Annotated in this window: 19 protein-coding genes; 3 read left to right on the forward strand and 16 right to left on the reverse strand. The window is 46.1% G+C overall.

All coding sequences use genetic code 11. From position 1 onward, the window contains the following. Positions 1 to 84: 84 nt before the first annotated feature. The 10 genes from pepB to trmJ all read right to left on the reverse strand — a co-directional run bounded on the left by pepB (position 85) and on the right by trmJ (position 8,004). The gene (pepB, locus tag ATB78_RS24100) at positions 85 to 1,383 is read right to left on the reverse strand and encodes an aminopeptidase PepB (protein ID WP_009705579.1); all 1,299 of its coding nucleotides are present in this window, start codon (positions 1,381 to 1,383) and stop codon (positions 85 to 87) included. Positions 1,384 to 1,555: 172 nt separating this feature from the next. Next, the gene (iscX, locus tag ATB78_RS24105) at positions 1,556 to 1,750 is read right to left on the reverse strand and encodes a Fe-S cluster assembly protein IscX (RefSeq protein ID WP_009705578.1); all 195 of its coding nucleotides are present in this window, start codon (positions 1,748 to 1,750) and stop codon (positions 1,556 to 1,558) included. 44 nt (positions 1,751 to 1,794) lie between these two features. Beyond that, a complete protein-coding gene (fdx, locus tag ATB78_RS24110; protein WP_005424889.1) occupies positions 1,795 to 2,133 on the reverse strand; it encodes an ISC system 2Fe-2S type ferredoxin in 339 nt (112 codons plus the stop codon). Positions 2,134 to 2,146: 13 nt separating this feature from the next. After that, the gene (hscA, locus tag ATB78_RS24115) at positions 2,147 to 4,000 is read right to left on the reverse strand and encodes a Fe-S protein assembly chaperone HscA (protein ID WP_061010841.1); all 1,854 of its coding nucleotides are present in this window, start codon (positions 3,998 to 4,000) and stop codon (positions 2,147 to 2,149) included. 21 nt (positions 4,001 to 4,021) lie between these two features. Further along, positions 4,022 to 4,537, reverse strand: a complete 516-nt coding sequence (gene hscB / locus ATB78_RS24120) for a co-chaperone HscB (RefSeq protein ID WP_061010842.1) — start codon at positions 4,535 to 4,537, stop codon at positions 4,022 to 4,024. Positions 4,538 to 4,592: 55 nt separating this feature from the next. Then, positions 4,593 to 4,916, reverse strand: coding sequence for an iron-sulfur cluster assembly protein IscA (iscA, locus tag ATB78_RS24125; protein WP_005440317.1), 324 nt, complete (start codon positions 4,914 to 4,916; stop codon positions 4,593 to 4,595). A 72-nt stretch (positions 4,917 to 4,988) separates the two neighbouring features. Continuing rightward, positions 4,989 to 5,372 (reverse strand): Fe-S cluster assembly scaffold IscU, encoded by a 384-nt coding sequence (gene iscU, locus ATB78_RS24130; RefSeq protein WP_005424883.1) that lies wholly within the window; start codon positions 5,370 to 5,372, stop codon positions 4,989 to 4,991. A 37-nt stretch (positions 5,373 to 5,409) separates the two neighbouring features. After that, a complete protein-coding gene (locus ATB78_RS24135) occupies positions 5,410 to 6,624 on the reverse strand; it encodes an IscS subfamily cysteine desulfurase (protein WP_039984950.1) in 1,215 nt (404 codons plus the stop codon). A gap of 28 nt (positions 6,625 to 6,652) precedes the next feature. After that, a complete protein-coding gene (gene iscR, locus ATB78_RS24140; RefSeq protein ID WP_027726597.1) occupies positions 6,653 to 7,159 on the reverse strand; it encodes a Fe-S cluster assembly transcriptional regulator IscR in 507 nt (168 codons plus the stop codon). Positions 7,160 to 7,284: 125 nt separating this feature from the next. Next, a complete protein-coding gene (gene trmJ, locus ATB78_RS24145) occupies positions 7,285 to 8,004 on the reverse strand; it encodes a tRNA (cytosine(32)/uridine(32)-2'-O)-methyltransferase TrmJ (protein WP_061010843.1) in 720 nt (239 codons plus the stop codon). A gap of 231 nt (positions 8,005 to 8,235) precedes the next feature. On the opposite strand from trmJ, the gene suhB reads away from it, so the two are divergent. Beyond that, positions 8,236 to 9,039 (forward strand): inositol-1-monophosphatase, encoded by an 804-nt coding sequence (gene suhB / locus ATB78_RS24150; protein ID WP_005440321.1) that lies wholly within the window; start codon positions 8,236 to 8,238, stop codon positions 9,037 to 9,039. Positions 9,040 to 9,219: 180 nt separating this feature from the next. Here the strand turns inward: suhB and secF are convergent, their stop codons facing one another. The 5 genes from secF to queA form a co-directional block, all read right to left on the reverse strand. Then, the gene (gene secF / locus ATB78_RS24155; RefSeq protein ID WP_005440322.1) at positions 9,220 to 10,167 is read right to left on the reverse strand and encodes a protein translocase subunit SecF; all 948 of its coding nucleotides are present in this window, start codon (positions 10,165 to 10,167) and stop codon (positions 9,220 to 9,222) included. Positions 10,168 to 10,181: 14 nt separating this feature from the next. Then, entirely contained in the window at positions 10,182 to 12,038 is a 1,857-nt protein-coding gene (gene secD, locus ATB78_RS24160; protein WP_080637354.1) for a protein translocase subunit SecD, read from the reverse strand. Between the two features lie 21 nt (positions 12,039 to 12,059). Further along, complete coding sequence (gene yajC, locus ATB78_RS24165; RefSeq protein WP_005424903.1) at positions 12,060 to 12,389, reverse strand: preprotein translocase subunit YajC; 330 nt, start codon at positions 12,387 to 12,389, stop codon at positions 12,060 to 12,062. 177 nt (positions 12,390 to 12,566) lie between these two features. After that, positions 12,567 to 13,703: a tRNA guanosine(34) transglycosylase Tgt gene (gene tgt / locus ATB78_RS24170; protein WP_009697666.1), complete on the reverse strand. Its 1,137-nt coding sequence runs from the start codon at positions 13,701 to 13,703 to the stop codon at positions 12,567 to 12,569. A gap of 207 nt (positions 13,704 to 13,910) precedes the next feature. Continuing rightward, a complete protein-coding gene (gene queA / locus ATB78_RS24175; RefSeq protein ID WP_061010844.1) occupies positions 13,911 to 14,963 on the reverse strand; it encodes a tRNA preQ1(34) S-adenosylmethionine ribosyltransferase-isomerase QueA in 1,053 nt (350 codons plus the stop codon). A gap of 364 nt (positions 14,964 to 15,327) precedes the next feature. Between queA and ATB78_RS24180 the strand changes: the two genes are divergently transcribed. Beyond that, positions 15,328 to 15,549: a hypothetical protein gene (locus tag ATB78_RS24180; protein ID WP_032802582.1), complete on the forward strand. Its 222-nt coding sequence runs from the start codon at positions 15,328 to 15,330 to the stop codon at positions 15,547 to 15,549. 234 nt (positions 15,550 to 15,783) lie between these two features. Then, positions 15,784 to 16,230 (forward strand): CBS domain-containing protein, encoded by a 447-nt coding sequence (locus ATB78_RS24185; RefSeq protein WP_155647862.1) that lies wholly within the window; start codon positions 15,784 to 15,786, stop codon positions 16,228 to 16,230. Between the two features lie 106 nt (positions 16,231 to 16,336). Here the strand turns inward: ATB78_RS24185 and aceA are convergent, their stop codons facing one another. Continuing rightward, on the reverse strand, positions 16,337 to 17,650 hold the full coding sequence (aceA, locus tag ATB78_RS24190) for an isocitrate lyase (RefSeq protein WP_061010846.1): 1,314 nt from the start codon (positions 17,648 to 17,650) through the stop codon (positions 16,337 to 16,339). Positions 17,651 to 17,760 lie beyond the last annotated feature (110 nt).

Genomic DNA, 17,760 nt, shown 5'->3' on the forward strand with positions numbered 1-17,760 from the left:
ACTTGTAATAATAGTTTTATATGAGTGACTTGCGTCTCTCTTAGTTATACCAGTACAGACAGGGTGTCTGCACTGGTAAAAGTCTTATTTTGCGGCTTGTTCGTTCAGGAAACGAGCAAGTGTGCGAACACCCATGCCTGTCGCACCTGCCGCCCACTTATCAGACGCTGACTTACGGTACGTACCTGCGCAATCGAAGTGCAACCAACCTTTCTTGTAGTCTTCAACGAAGTAAGACAAGAATGCCGCAGCTGTACTTGCGCCTGGCGAGTAATCACCAGAGCTGATGTTAGATAGGTCAGCAAAGTTTGATGGCAGCATACCACGGTGGAAATCAGCTAGAGGCAGTGGCCATAGACCTTCTTTCTCTTGATTCGCCGCCGTTAGCGCTTGATGTGAAAGCTCATCATCAAAGCTCATTAGTGCATGGTAGTCGTTACCTAGTGCATTCTTCGCTGCGCCCGTTAAGGTTGCACAGTCAATGATAAGCTCAGGGTTTTGCTCACTTGCGTAAATAAGACCATCAGCAAGAACCAAACGACCTTCTGCGTCGGTGTTCATGATCTCAACGGTCTTACCGTTTTTGTAAGTGATGATGTCGCCAAGTTTAAGTGCACGACCAGAAACCATGTTCTCCGCACAACAAAGGATCAGCTTCACGCGCTTATTAAGACCGCGAAGGATAGCTAGACCAAGGCCGCCAGTAATCGTACCTGAACCGCCCATATCCGCTTTCATTGCCGTCATGAAGTTTGATGGTTTAAGGCTGTAACCGCCTGAATCAAAGGTAATACCTTTACCAACAAGACACGCAAATACTGGCGCGTTTTCATCACCTGTTGGGTTGTAATCAAGTTGCAGCATCGCCGATGTGCGCTCAGAGCCACGACCTACTGCGTAAATACCTTCCCAACCTTCTGAAAGCAGATCTTTATCTTTAACGATACGAGCCGTTACTGTGCCTTGTGGTGCGATTGATTTGATGAATTCAGCCGCCATGGTTGCCAATTGACGTGGCGCCACTTCTTCAGCTGTTTTGTTGATGATATCGCGAGTAAAGTCCGTAGAGGTGATACGAGCGTGCAGCTCTGCTTGGTCTTGCTCAGAAAGCTCAACCCACTCTAGCGTGCCGTGTTTTTTCGGGTTGCGGTAACCTTGGTGGAATGCCCAAACACTCTCCAAATCCCAGTTGTCACCAGCAAGTAAAATTGAACGAATTCCTTGGCCATCGAGTTGACGCGCTGCACGTTGAATCGCACCAAGATCGTGACCTTCACCCAGGTGAATGGTTGTGCCATTCTCAGCGAAAGAAAGCAGTGCTTTGTCGCCCCAATGTGGTGCCGCTGGTTCTTGGCTTAGAAATACAGACATCTGTGTAGACATGGTTTCTCCTTGTCTTATAACGGCGTTGCCTACGCCTCTTCTTTTTTGATAACTAACGGATGTTAGCATTATGTAGGGTAAAAATGTCAACTTGATAAAAAAACGGACCTAAAGGTCCGCTTTTTTTAGTGAGAATTGTTAACTCTGCTGCGTTTTACCGCCGAATCGAGCATTAATCCGCTTCGTCCATCCAGCACAGGATGACCGCCTCAAGAATCTTTTCATTAGAACGGTTTGGCTCATCGTCAAACTCATCTAATTCCATGATCCATTGGTGGAGATCGGTAAAACGCACGGTTTTAGGATCGACATCTGGAAACTTGTCACAAAGCTCAATCGCGATGTCGCGAGAATCTGTCCATTTCATTGCTCATCTTCCTTATGCTTCGCCCCTATATTGGGGAGATAGTATTAATGATCTTCTGACGCGTGGTTTAGTGTGTATTTTGGAATCTCTACAACCAAATCTTCGTCTGCAACTTTAGCCTGACAACCAAGACGAGACTCAGGCTCTAGACCCCATGCTTTATCAAGCATGTCATCTTCTAGCTCTTCACTCTCTTCTAACGAGTCAAAACCTTCACGAATTATCACGTGGCAAGTTGTACATGCACATGATTTTTCACATGCATGTTCAATACCGATACCGTTTTTTAGTGCAACATCTAGAACAGTGTCACCAGTGTTTGCTTCCAACACTGCACCTTCTGGGCACAAATCTTCGTGCGGTAATACAATAATCTTAGGCATAACTACTTATCTCTTATATATCATTAACTGACTGACCTGACAGTGCAGCTCGAATTGATTTATCCATACGGCGCGACGCAAAATCTTGGCTTGCTTTGTCGGTATCTTTAATGCCTTGCTCGATCGCATCGGCATCTTCGCCATTACGCAGTTCAATCAGCGCTTCAATTACTTTGATTAAATCTTGCTTTTCTTGCTCAGACAGCAGTTCATCGCCATCCGCTTGCATTGCTGCGATCAAACCTTCAATTACACGGTCCGCTTCTACACGCTGCTCAGCTAAAGCGCGAGCTTGCATGTCTTCTTTCGCGTAAGTCATCGAATCACGCAGCATATTTGCTACTTCATCATCACTTAGGCCGTAAGATGGCTTCACTTGAATCTCAGATTGAACACCAGTGCTTTTTTCCATTGCCGTAACAGACAATAGACCGTCGGCATCCACTTGGTACGTCACACGAATGTGTGCAGCACCCGCAGCCATAGGAGGAATGCCTTTTAATGAGAAGCGAGCCAGTGAACGACAGTCTTCAACCATCTCACGCTCACCTTGTACAGTGTGCACGCTCATAGCTGTTTGACCATCTTTGAACGTCGTAAATTCTTGTGCGCGAGCCACTGGGATCGTGGTGTTACGAGGAATAATCTTCTCAACCAAGCCGCCCATGGTTTCGATACCAAGAGACAGTGGAATTACGTCAAGGAGCAGCATTTCCGAGTCAGGTTTGTTACCCGCTAGGATATCTGCTTGAATACCCGCGCCGATTGCAACAACTTCATCTGGGTTAATGCTTGTCAGTGGTGTACGGCCGAAGAATTCGCCTACCATTTCACGTACAAGCAATGTGCGTGTTGAACCGCCAACCATAACCGCTTCAAGTACATCTTCCGCATCTACATCCGCATCTTTCAACGCACGGCGGCAAGACATCAGGGTTTTCTTCACTAGCGGACGAATCAAATCTTCGAACTGCTCGCGAGTCACTGAACCTTTCCAGCCAAATACATCCACATCAACGCTTTCTTGCTCAGAGAAAGCAATCTTAGTCGCCGTTGCAATGTTCAATAATGCGCGGTTTTTCTCAGCAGAAAGCGGCGTTTCTAGTCCCGCTTGCTCCATCAGGTAGTCCGCTAGTAGGTGGTCAAAATCATCACCGCCTAGTGCAGAGTCGCCACCGGTTGCTAATACTTCAAATACGCCTTTTGATAAACGTAGGATAGAGATATCGAATGTACCGCCACCTAGATCGTAAACCGCAATCACGCCCTCTTGACCAGAGTCTAGCCCGTAAGCGATCGCTGCTGCTGTCGGCTCGTTAAGCAGACGCAGCACATGAAGACCTGCCAATTTCGCTGCATCTTTTGTACCAGCGCGTTGAGCGTCATCAAAGTAAGCAGGAACAGTAATAACCACGCCAGCTAACTCACCACCTAGCGTATCTTCAGCACGTTTACCTAACGCTTTAAGAATGTCGGCAGACACTTCAATCGGGTTTTTGTCACCTTGAGCGGTTTGCAGAATTGGCAGACCGTTGTCGCTTTCTTTAAATTGGTAAGGCAAAGATGGGTAGCGAGCTTGAATGTCTTTCAATGAACGGCCGATCAGACGTTTTACCGAGATGATGGTGTTTGCTGGTTCTAGCTCTGCTTTTGCTTTGGCATCGTAACCGACTGACGCTGAATCTTGCGTGTAGTTCACTACCGACGGCAAAATGCTACGGCCTTGCTCGTCTTTCAACGTGGTCGCGTCGCCACTGCGTACAGAAGCAACCAAAGAGTTGGTGGTACCTAAGTCGATACCCGCTGCTAGCTTATGCTCATGAGGTGCCGAGCTTTGGCCCGGTTCTGCGATTTGAAGTAGTGCCATGATGGGTCCTTGTCGCGCTAACTAGCCGAGGAGCTTGTCTTCAACCAGTTCAATTTCGTTTTTTAGCTTGGCAATGAATTTGAGTTTACGAACTCGGTCAGCGGCTTCAGCCCAAAGACCTTGGTCAAGTTCTTGCTCTACACTCGCCAAATGCTGTTTGTACATTTTGCTGACCTTAGAGTCGAAGTCAAAGAGCGCTGATTCCGGATCAGAGCTGCCAGCAATGTTTTCCAGTTCTTCACGCAGTTCCATTTGCTCCATTAGGAACATTGGGTCTTGCATGGTTTGTTGCTCACCACGAATTTCTGTGCCGTTTTCTGCCAGAATGTATTCAGCGCGAGAGATAGGATGCTTAAGCACTTGATATGCATCGTTGATTTGCGCTGCTTTTTGAACAGCCATCAAACGGTCGCGCTCTGAGGCAGTAGCAAAGTTATCTGGGTGGAAGCGTTTTTGTAGTTCTCGGAACTGAGAAGAAAGAAGGCTACCATCCAGCTGAAACTGACTTGGTAGCCCAAATAATTCAAAGTGATTCATTAAGATCGGGTCCTAGTAAAGCCTTCTGGACTCGTTTGCCCAGAAGGACAGTCAATTAGACGTTGAAGCTTTCACCACAACCACATTCACTTTTTGCGTTAGGGTTGTTGAATTCAAAACCTTCATTCAACCCTTCCTTAACGTAATCCAACTCAGTACCGTCTAGGTATACCAAGCTTTTCTTATCAATGATGATTTTAACTTCAGACAGTTCAAAAACTTCGTCTTCTTCGTTTAGATCATCCACAAACTCAAGAACGTAAGCCATGCCGGAACAGCCTGTCGTCTTCACTCCAAGACGCAAACCGATACCTTTGCCTCGGTTATCTAGGAATGCTTTTACGCGACTCGCCGCTGATTCTGTCATTGTGATGGCCATACTGCACCTTAGTCTGTCTAAATTACGTTTTGGAATGGGAGCGTTTAAGGGCTCCCATTATATACGGAATAATTATTCCTGGTGTTTTTTCTTGTAGTCAGCAACCGCTGCTTTGATTGCGTCTTCCGCTAGGATTGAGCAGTGAACTTTCACTGGTGGAAGCTCTAGCTCTTCTGCAATCTCAGAGTTTTTGATAGATGCCGCTTCGTCAATAGACTTGCCTTTTACCCACTCAGTTACGAGTGAGCTTGAAGCGATCGCACTACCACAACCGTATGTTTTGAATTTCGCGTCTTCAATGATGCCTTCTGGCGTCACTTTGATTTGAAGCTTCATTACGTCACCACAAGCTGGCGCGCCAACCATGCCGCTGCCTACTGATGGGTCTTCTTTATCGAACGAACCAACGTTACGTGGGTTCTCGTAGTGATCAATTACTTTTTCGCTGTATGCCATGATAAATTACCTCGAATCCTCTATTCAGTCCGTGAGATTAATGGTGAGCCCATTCAACAGTGCTCAGATCAACCCCTTCCTTGTACATATCCCATAGAGGAGACATGTCGCGTAGCTTAGTCACTGCAACGCGGATTTGTTCAATTGCGTAATCAATTTCTGCTTCAGTCGTGAAACGACCAAATGAGAAACGTACTGAGCTGTGTGCTAATTCGTCGTCTAGACCAAGTGCACGAAGAACGTAAGATGGCTCTAGGCTCGCTGATGTACAAGCACTACCAGAAGATACTGCTAGGTCTTTTAGTGACATCAGTAGTGATTCGCCTTCTACGAATGCAAAGCTCACGTTTAGGTTGTGTGGAACACGCTGTTCTAGGTCACCGTTTACCGTTACTGCTTCTAGATCTTTAACGCCATCTAGAAGACGGTTACGAAGTGCTAGTGCGTGATCGTAATCTTTTTGCATGTCTTCTTTTGCTACACGGAACGCTTCACCCATACCCACGATTTGGTGAGTTGGAAGTGTACCAGAGCGGAAGCCACGCTCATGACCACCACCGTGCATTTGCGCTTCAAGACGTATGCGAGGCTTACGACGTACGTAAAGTGCGCCAATACCTTTAGGACCGTATACTTTGTGCGCAGACAGTGAAATAAGGTCAACTTTCATTTCTTGAACGTCGATTGGCAATTTGCCTGCAGACTGTGCAGCATCCACATGGAATACAATCTTACGTTCACGACATAGTTCGCCGATTGCGGTGATGTCTTGGATCACACCAATCTCGTTGTTAACGTGCATGATTGAAACCAAAACAGTGTCTTCACGCATTGCTGCTTGAAGTTTGTTTAGGTCAATCAGACCGTTTGATTCTGGCTCTAGGTAAGTCACTTCAAAGCCTTCGCGCTCTAGTTGACGACATGGGTCAAGAACGGCTTTGTGCTCTGTTTTACAAGTGATTACGTGTTTACCCTTCTTAGAGTAAAAATGAGCAGCACCTTTAATCGCAAGGTTGTCTGACTCGGTCGCACCTGATGTAAATACGATTTCGCGTGGATCTGCATTTAGAAGGTCAGCAATTTGCTCACGAGCAGTATCTACAGCTTCTTCTGCCTGCCAGCCGTAACGGTGCGAACGCGAAGCTGGGTTGCCAAATGTGCCATCCATTGTCATGTACTGAACCATTTTTTCAGCAACACGAGGATCTACTGGACATGTAGCGGAATAATCAAGATAAATCGGCAGTTTCATTCTCTACTCCAATGTAAAATGCAGACCGCTAAGAGCGGACGTTTACACCGATGGGCGCGGCGGTTGTATTTTTGTTTGATAACCCATGAGTTACCGCCAGATCAATGTCCTGACGATCAGAAATTTGTAAGACTTCGTTGTCTGTCATTAGCTCACCGAGCGTAATGTTATTCAAGAAGTCACTAATGCGAGAGCTTAGGTCACGCCATAGGGTGTGAGTTAGGCAACGTGTACCGCCTTGGCAATCTCCTTTACCTTGACATTTAGTTGCATCAACTGACTCATCAACCGCTGCGATTACTGTACCAATCGCGATACTATGCGCCTCTGCTCCTAGGCGGTAACCACCACCTGGGCCACGAACGCTGGCTACAAGACCGGCTTTACGCAGTTTTGAAAAGAGCTGCTCTAAGTAAGAGAGCGAGATACCCTGACGCTCTGAAATATCAGCAAGAGGGACTGGGTTTTGTTGCGAGTGCAGTGCCACGTCCAGCATGGCTGTCACCGCATATCTTCCTTTAGATGTAAGTTTCATTCCACACCGTATCCACATGGTTTGTAATGACAAGGATATTCCCATACCTGACTATTTTGGTCAAGTATTTATTTGACTAATTTAGTCAGGTATTCATCCCTACACCTGAAGTGGTTATTATTTGTTCAGAGTTTCTTTTCAATCGCAGTCAAAACACCGCGTAAAATGTTCAACTCTTGCGCCTCTGGTCTTGCTCGTGAGTACAAGCGGCGTAGCTTATTCATCACCTGACCTGGCTGTTCTTTGTTAATAAATTGGGTCTCCACCATCACCTTTTCAAGGTGTTCAAAGAACATTTCTAGCTCTTTATGACGTGGATATTCTTCAGGCTCACTTGGTGTGTATTGGCTTTGCTCCAAGTTGAGATGTGCAACGCGCACCTCATAACTCAAGGTTTGAACCGCCATCGCCAAGTTTAGCGAGCTGTATTCAGGGTTAGCAGGGATACAAACATGGTAGTGGCACTTCTGCAATTCATCGTTAGTTAGGCCAGTTCTTTCGCGGCCAAATACCAACGCTACTGGATGCTTTTGGCCTTCAATAGCGAACTTTTCACCACATTCACGAGGTTCAAGCATTGGCCACTCAAGTGTGCGCGAGCGAGCACTTGAACCGACCACAAGACCACAATCTTCAATGGCTTCATCAAGCGTACTTACTACGGCTGCATTTTGTGCAATGTCACCAGCACCAGCGGCAAGAGCAAGTGTTTGCTCATCCACTTCACATTGCGGATCAACTAATACAAGTTGGCTTAAACCCATAACTTTCATTGCTCGCGCAGCGGAGCCAATGTTGCCTGAATGAGAAGTTCCGACGAGTACGATTTTTACTTGATCCAACATCTGTATTTGCTACCTAAATTAAAACCGAAGGATGTTACCATAATTTTTTTACACACCCTAGGGTGAAGCAGGTTTCTATTCGCATTCTCATCAATTGTTTTCTTCTCTAGCGAGAGAGATATCACGGCGAACTCTTCTTGCGAACAAAAAATAACCACTTCCCTTTTCCCTTGACTCTGGTATACTCGCCGCCGCTTTAAATTGTTCTTTAACATCCGTTGGGAAATTCGTATGCATCCAATGCTAAACATTGCTATTCGCGCTGCGCGAAAAGCAGGCAATCATATTGCTAAATCATTAGAAAACACAGATAAAATTGAATCTACGCTAAAAGGCACTAATGACTTTGTTACTAACGTAGACAAAGAAGCAGAAGCTATCATTATCGATACTATCAAGCACTCTTACCCAGAGCACTGTATCGTTTCTGAAGAAGCTGGTCTTATCGAAGGTAAAGATAAAGACGTACAATGGATCATCGACCCAATGGATGGCACTAATAACTTTGTAAAAGGTTATCCAACTTTCGCAGTATCTATCGCGGTTCGCTTCAAAGGTAAAACTGAAGTAGCTTGTGTATACGATCCAATGCAAAACGAGCTATTCACTGCACAACGCGGTGCTGGCGCTCAACTAAACAACGCTCGTATCCGTGTTACTCAACTTAAAGACCTACACGGTACTGTTCTAGCGACTGGTTTCCCATTCAAACAGAAGCAACACTCTGAATCTTACATCAAGATCGTAGGTTCTCTATTCACTGAGTGTGCTGACTTCCGTCGTAGCGGTTGTTCTGCTCTTGACCTATGTTACGTGGCTGCTGGCCGTGTAGATGGTTACTTCGAGCTAGGTCTAAAACCTTGGCAAATGGCTGCAGGCGAGCTTATCGCTCGTGAAGCTGGCGCAATCCTAACTGACTTCGCTGGCGGTACTGACTACATGAAGTCTGGTAACATTGTTGCTTCTAGCGCTCGTGGCGTGAAATCTCTTCTTAAGCACGTTCGCGAAAACGGCAACAGCGCGATCCTTAAGTAAGATTCTAAAGTCATGCTAAGCCCGTCACGCTGATGACTTTTGAATAGCCCCGCTCATTGAGCGGGGCTTTTTTATATCTGAAATTCACTAACCAGTTCAAACGCCACTTAAGTAAGTTTCTTCAGGCATAAAAAAACCGCTGACTGCTCAGCGGTTTTTGTTTTCGGTTCTCAATCTGCCTTATGGCATCTCGTCGAACTCTGCACCTTCTTTTTCTACTTGAGGTGGCATCAAGTGCTCTTTCTGGATACCCAGTTTCAGCGCTAGTGCTGATGCTACGTAGATAGAAGAGTAAGTACCTACCGTGATACCAAGTAGAAGTGCGGTTGCGAAGCCGTGAATCATCGCACCACCCTGCATGAACAGTGCAATTACTACGAACAAGGTTGTACCCGACGTAATCAATGTACGGCTCAATGTTTGAGTGATTGACGCATCCATGATGTCTGAAGGTTCACCCTTACGCATCTTACGGAAGTTTTCACGAATCCGGTCGAATACAACGATGGTATCGTTGAGCGAGTAACCGACTACCGTTAGTAGCGCCGCTACGATGGTAAGGTCCACTTCGATTTGCATAAGTGAGAAGACACCCAGCGTGATGATGATATCGTGTGCTAGTGCCATTACCGCACCAGCCGCTAGACGCCATTCGAATCGCATCGATACGTAGATCAGGATACAGATCAGCGACACAAGGATCGCTAGACCGCCCGCTTCTGTTAGCTCATCACCAACGTTTGGACCAACGAATTCAATACGACGCATTTCTACGCTTTCGCCCGTACCTTCTTTGATTGCACCAATGATTTGGTTACCTAGTGTTTCACCAGACATATCGTCACGAGGACGAAGACGAACCATTACATCGCGAGCACTACCAAAGTTTTGTACCGTCGCATCGCCGAAGCCTTTTGAATCTAGCGCTGCACGAATCTCTTCAAGGTTTGCTGGCTGTTCAAAACCCACCTCGATAAGCGTACCGCCAGTAAAGTCTAGGCCCCAGTTCAACCATTTGGTTGATAGCGTGAAGATAGAAGCAGCGATCATAACGATAGAGAATACGAACGCGACTTTCGACCAACGCATAAAGCCGATCGTGTTTTCTGCTTTTAGAATTTGAAACATATTAATTCCCAGCCTTAGATCGACAATTTATCAACGCGTTTGCCACCGTAAATCAGGTTCACGATACAACGTGTACCCACAATAGCGGTGAACATTGAAGTTAAGATACCGATAGATAGTGTTACCGCGAAACCTTTCACCGCACCTGTACCCACTGCAAATAGAATGATTGCAGTGATAAGTGTTGTGATGTTCGCATCGGCAATGGTACTGAATGCGTTAGCGTAACCTTGGTGAATCGCTTGTTGCGGACTGCGTCCATCTCGAAGTTCTTCACGGATACGCTCGAATATCAGCACGTTCGCATCGACCGCCATACCGACGGTTAATACGATACCGGCAATACCTGGCAGCGTCATGGTAGCGCCTGGGATCATCGACATAACACCAATGATAAGAACCAAGTTGGCCATCAATGCGATGTTAGCAATCAGACCAAAGCCACGGTAGTAAAGCAGCGTAAACAGCATTACGGCAACCATACCCCAGATACATGCTTGAATACCCATATCGATGTTTTGCTGACCCATAGATGGACCAATAGTACGTTCTTCAACGATAGAGATAGGTGCGATCAGTGCACCAGCACGTAGTAGAAGTGCTAGGTTGTGCGCTTCTGCAGCAGAGTCGATACCTGTGATACGGAAGTTACGACCAAGAGCCGATTGAATCGTTGCTTGGTTAATGACTTCTTCATGCTTATCAAGGATAACTTTGCCTTCAGGCGTACGACGACCACTGTCTTTGTATTCTGCAAACACGGTAGCCATTAGCTTACCGATGTTCTTCTTAGAGAACGCAGACATCTTGTTACCACCTTCGCTGTCTAGCGAGATGTTTACTTGTGGACGACCGTATTCATCAACACTTGAGCTTGCATCCGTGATGCTTTGACCACCAAGAATAACGCGCTTCTTAAGCACAACTGGGCGACCATCACGGTCCATCTTGATTTCGCTACCTGCTGGCGCGCGACCATTTGCCGCCGCTGATAGGTCAGCTTTATCGTCAACTTCGCGGAACTCTAGTGTTGCCGTAGCACCTAGAATTTCCTTCGCACGAGCTGTGTCTTGAACACCAGGTAGTTCAACTACGATGCGGCTAGCACCTTGACGTTGAACCAGTGGCTCAGCAACACCCAGTTCGTTTACACGGTTACGAAGAATCGTGATGTTTTGTTCAACTGCGTAGTTACGTATCTCTTGTAAACGTTGCTCGGTAAAGGTGGCAATCAACGCGTAACGACCATTAGAATCAGAGTCGACAAAGTTCATGTCTGGGTGATTCTTTTCTAGCGTTGCTTTCGCTTCCGCTAGTTGCTCCTCGTTACGTAGCAATACTTCCACACCTTCTGTACCAGAAGGACGGATTGCACGGTAACGGATCTTAGCTTCACGAAGTTCGCTACGGAAAGCTTCTTCTTGTTGACCAACCAACTTCTCCATCGCCGCGTCCATGTCGACTTCCATTAGGAAGTGAACACCACCACGTAGGTCAAGACCTAGTTTAAGTGGCGACGCACCGATTGCTTCTAGCCAATCTGGCGTAGCAGGAGCAAGGTTTAGTGCAACAATTTTATCTTGGCCAAGCGCTTCGCTGATGATATCGCGAGCACTGATTTGAGTGTCAGTGTCATTGAAACGAACAAGGATTGATCCATTCTCGAGAGCAATGGATTTATGAGAGAGTTGCTCTTTATCAAGAGCTTTGGTGACAGCATCCAGCGTTGACATATCTACAGAGGCGCCACGCGCCCCTGTAACTTGAATAGCCGGATCTTCACCGTAGATATTTGGAAGTGCGTACAACGCAGCGGTGATGATGGCAAAAAATACCATCAAGTACTTCCATAATGGATAACGGTTTAGCACAGCGAGGATCCTTTAGCTGTTTTATAGAGACTTCAGCGTACCTTTTGGTAGCACTGCAGTTACGAAGTCTTTCTTGATTACAACTTCATTGTTTGCGTTTAGCTCAATTGAAATGAAATCGTTGTCTTCAGCGATCTTAGTGATTTTACCCACTAGGCCGCCGCTTGTTAGAACTTCATCACCTTTGCCCATAGAAGACATTAGGTTCTTGTGTTCTTTAACACGCTTAGATTGTGGGCGGTAGATCATGAAGTAGAAGATCACCGCGAACATGCCTAGCATGATTAGCATTTCAAAACCGCCGCCTGCTGGTGCGCCTTCTGCTGCTGCGTGAGCTTGAGAAATAAACATTAAAACATCCTCATTATATTTTATTGATAATCCAACAAGTTGGGCTTTCGTAATTTAGATTCAAGTTTGAGAGTGAGTAATAGAGATCACCTTCTCAAAAATAACGTACGTTAGCCTACTTTATTAGCAAAAGCCTCTGGCAACATGCCAAAGGCTTTAATTCTTTTAATCTGTCAATTACTGCTCTTTTGCCAGCGGTGGTACTTCACGACCACGACGCTCATAGAACTCAGTAACGAACTCATCGAAACGATCTTCATCAATCGCCTTACGAATGCTTTCCATCAGACGCTGGTAGTAGCGCAGGTTGTGGATAGTGTTCAGACGAGCACCTAGAATTTCGTTACAACGCTCTAGGTGGTGAAGGTACGATTTGCTGTAGTGCTGACAAGTGTAACAGTCACAATGCGGATCTAGCGGAGTTGTATCCGTTTTATGTTTCGCATTACGGATCTTGATCACACCACCAGTCACAAACAGGTGACCATTACGTGCGTTACGCGTTGGCATTACACAGTCAAACATGTCGATACCACGACGAACACCTTCAACCAAATCTTCCGGTTTGCCTACACCCATTAGGTAACGAGGCTTATCTTCTGGAAGTTGTGGACATGTGTGTTCAAGAATACGGTGCATGTCTTCTTTCGGCTCGCCTACTGCAAGACCACCAACTGCGTAACCATCAAAGCCGATTTCTGTCAGACCTTTGATAGACACATCACGTAGATCTTCGTAAACACCACCTTGAACGATACCAAATAGGTTGTTCGGGTTTTCTAGTTTGTTGAAGTGATCACGTGAGCGCTGTGCCCAGCGTAGTGACATTTCCATCGATTTTTTCGCTTCGTTGTGTGTCGCCGGGTATGGCGTACACTCGTCGAAGATCATTACGATGTCAGAACCTAGGTCTTTTTGGATTTCCATCGACTTTTCCGCGTCCATGAAAATCTTGTCACCGTTTACAGGGCTACGGAAGTGAACACCTTTCTCAGTGATCTTACGCATTTTGCCTAGACTGAATACTTGGAAACCGCCTGAATCGGTAAGAATAGGACCGTGCCAGTTCATGAAATCGTGCAGGTCACCGTGCATTTTCATCACTTCTTGACCAGGACGTAGCCATAGGTGGAAAGTGTTACCTAGCAAGATTTCTGCGCCAGTACCTTTCACTTCTTCTGGTGTCATACCTTTAACAGTACCGTAAGTACCTACTGGCATGAACGCAGGAGTTTGAACAGTGCCACGTTCGAAGGTCAGTTGACCACGACGCGCATTGCCGTTTTTCTTCTTAAGATCGAATTTTAATTTCACGATGCCTCCGGGTGTCAGAGAAACAGTCTGACTATGTATCCAGGGTGGTAAACCCTATTTTAAGGAGCGGTCGCTTTTCCGTGCGAGAGACAAAGCAGAGATTCCGCTTTATTTCCTAGCTTACTGCTAGCACTCGTAAATCGTTAGCTTTCTCCCCCTCCTTTCCTCCCCCTTTTTTGAGAGGAGGGCTAGAGAGGGGTTAAAACATTATGCGGTCTTCTTTTTAATAAACATTGAATCACCGTACGAGAAGAAACGGTATTTGTTTTCCACAGCATGCTTGTACGCATTCATGGTGTTCTCGTAACCTGCAAACGCACTTACCAACATGATCAGGGTTGATTCAGGTAAGTGGAAGTTGGTGATCAAGCAATCCACCAGCTGGTACTCGTAACCAGGGTAGATAAAGATTTCAGTATCGCCAAAGAATGGAACCAGTTCTGTGCCTTTCTTTAGCGCGTCTTGCGCTGCACTTTCTAGTGAGCGAACAGACGTTGTACCAACAGCGACGATACGGCCACCGCGCTCCTTGGTTGCATTAATCGCATCCACTACGTCTTGTGGTACTTCAACGTATTCTGCGTGCATGTGGTGATCGTTGATGTCATCCACTTTAACTGGCTGGAACGTACCCGCACCTACGTGCAGAGTGACGTACGCAAACTCTGCGCCTTTCGCTTTGATTTTCTCAAGTAGAACATCATCAAAGTGAAGGCCCGCCGTTGGTGCTGCAACCGCACCTGGCTTTTGGTTATAAACCGTTTGGTAACGCTCTTTATCCGCGTCTTCATCTGGGCGGTCGATGTATGGAGGAAGTGGCATGTGACCAATTTCTTCCAGAATCTCGAGTACCGTCTTATCAGAATTAAATTTCAGTTCAAACAGTGCGTCATGACGAGCGACCATTTGCGCTGAGTATTCATCGTTTTCACCAACCAAGATCGTTGTGCCTGGTTTTGGCGATTTAGAACAACGAACGTGCGCCAGAATACTTTTCTCGTCGAGCATACGCTCCACCAACACTTCTAGCTTACCGCCTGATTCTTTACGACCAAACAAACGCGCAGGAATAACGCGAGTATTGTTGAAAACCACTAGGTCACCGGCTTGAACCTGCTCCAGCACATCGGTAAACGTGCCATCAATAAGTTCACCAGTATTGCCGTCCATTTGCAGCAGTCGGCTAGCGGTACGCTCTGGTTGAGGGTAGCGAGCGATGAGTTCATCTGGAAGGTCGAAATGGAAATCTGATACTTGCATGTTACTTGTCTTATCTATTGGTCAAATCACGTCAAAGACGACGATAAAATTGCGACGAGTTTTTCGCAGCAGACTAGTATATGTTTACATGCTGCAATAGCAAGCAAATCCCCTTAGATTGACTGTAAAAGCTTTAACTAAGAGTGTAATAAAACGTGAAAGACACAGAATCGATACATATAAGAAAAGTAGCGGAGTTTAATGTCCAAATTTGTACAACGCATTCAACTCGGTCAGTCAGAAATATAGCCAAAGCTAACTCAACACTTTCTTTCCCTCCGCTAAAAACAAACTCATCAATAGCAAATGCCATAGACTATATTGAAAGTGAGCATTTGCTCTTTGAACATTGATTGAGGTAAGTATGAAGATGTTAACTATGGCGTTAAGTGCTGCCGTACTCGTGTTTTCTTCCGGTACACTCGCAAACTCTAACCACCAGAAAATCACTGCGATGCAACAAGCGTGTGACTTAAAACAGGTCCCTCGCTTGTGTGCCGTAAACCTGCCAGATAAAAGCTATATCGGCCGATGTGTGGACGCGAAAGCTTATGGTCTTATCTGTGTGCATTTTAAGCAACGTTAAGAGTAACCAAAGCTAAGGTTTTAACGCCTTAGCTTTGGTTATTTATGATAGCGCTTACATCCTAGATTCGTCCCAAATGAGTAGCTGGATTTATGGAAAACACCAGTTCATTTTCACCTCTGATTGATCTCCATCTAATCGTTTTATTTTATTAGTGAAAAACGAGTTAGCTCCCAGATATACAGCAAAATATTCTCTATATTTAAGAGAAGGACAATGCCGCTGGAGGTCTCTATGATCAAGGTTGAAGACATGATGACTCGCACCCCTCATACCTTGCTGCGTGAGCACACATTACGTGACGCAAAAAGCATGATGGAAGCGCTTGATATTCGACATATTCCGGTTGTTGATGCCAATAAACACCTAAAAGGCTTGGTGACTCAACGCGATATTCTTGCTGCACAAGAATCCTGCTTGCACCCAGATGAGGCTGAACAATCTTTTACCCTCGACACGCCGCTTTACCAAATGATGCACACCAACATCATGACCGCTGAACCAAGAGCAGGTTTAAAGGAAAGCGCAATCTATATGCAAAAGCACAAAGTCGGCTGTTTGCCAGTGGTCAATAAAGGTCACTTGGTGGGCATCATCACCGATACAGACTTTGTAACCATTGCGATTAACTTGTTAGAGCTGCAAGAAGAAACAGAACCAGAAGAAATCGAAGCAGAGTAATAAGCAACGAAACGTTAGTTGCCCAGATTACAGGCAAAAAAAAGAGCGGCTCAATCGCCGCTCAACGATGTCATTACTAACGTAGTAATTGTGGACTCTATGCTGATTAGAATTGGTCCTCTTCAGTAGAACCTGTCAGTGCTGTCACTGATGAGTTGCCACCTTGGATTGTGTTGGTCATTCTATCGAAGTAACCCGTACCAACCTCTTGTTGGTGCGCTACGAACGTGTAGCCTTTTTCTGCCGCTTCAAACTCAGGGCGCTGAACCTTCTCAACATAATGACGCATGCCTTCGCCTTGTGCGTAAGCGTGTGCCAGTTCAAACATGTTGAACCACATGTTGTGAATACCTGCTAGCGTGATGAACTGGTACTTGTAGCCCATGTTAGCCAGCTCTTGTTGGAACTTAGCAATGGTTTCTGCGTCTAGGTTCTTCTCCCAGTTGAATGAAGGCGAACAGTTGTATGCCAACAGTTGGTCTGGGTACTCTGCATGAATCGCTTCTGCAAACTTGCGTGCTTCTTCTAGACAAGGCGTTGCTGTTTCACACCAGATTAGATCCGCATATGGCGCGTAAGCTAGACCACGAGAGATAGCTTGGTCGATACCTGCACGTACACGGTAGAAACCTTCTTGAGTACGCTCACCTTCGATGAAGTCTTTATCATATGGGTCACAGTCAGATGTTAGTAGGTCTGCTGCGTTTGCATCGGTACGTGCGATTACCAGCGTTGTCGTACCAGCAACGTCTGCTGCTAGGCGAGCTGCTACCAGTTTTTGCACTGCTTCTTGAGTTGGAACCAGTACTTTACCGCCCATGTGACCACACTTCTTCACGGATGCTAGTTGGTCTTCAAAGTGAACACCTGCCGCACCTGCGTCGATCATCGATTTCATTAGCTCGTAAGCGTTCAGTACGCCACCAAAGCCTGCTTCCGCATCCGCTACGATTGGTAGGAAATAATCAATACCGCCTTCGTCTTCTGGTGACTTACCTGCAGACCACTGAATTTGGTCTGCACGACGAAATGAGTTATTGATGCGTTTTACTACCGATGGCACAGAATCTACTGGGTACAGAGATTGATCTGGGTACATCGTCGAAGCGGTGTTGTTGTCCGCCGCTACCTGCCAACCTGACAGGTAAATCGCTTCAATACCCGCTTTTGCTTGCTGTACAGCTTGACCACCTGTCAGTGCACCAAGGCAGTTAACATAGCCTTTCTTTGAGCTACCGTTGACCAGTGACCAAAGTTTGTCAGCACCACGTTGTGCAATCGTGTTCGCAGGTACCATAGAACCACGCAGTGTTACTACTTCTTCCGCAGTGTAGGTGCGTTTTACGTTTTTCCAGCGTGGGTTGGTTGCCCAATCTTTTTCCAGAGCTTCAATTTGTTGGCGGCGAGTTAAGTTAGTCATTGGTCTATCCCTCTTATAATGTGCACTTGTGCATGTGCGTTGAGTTTTCCGTTCTCAGGCAGTACATCCTTATCTGCCTCGAATCTTTCACGTAGTCGTTAAACAAACAC

The sequence above is a fragment of the Vibrio sp. CUB2 genome (assembly GCF_001557945.1).
GTDB classification, from domain to species: Bacteria; Pseudomonadota; Gammaproteobacteria; order Enterobacterales; family Vibrionaceae; genus Vibrio; species Vibrio owensii.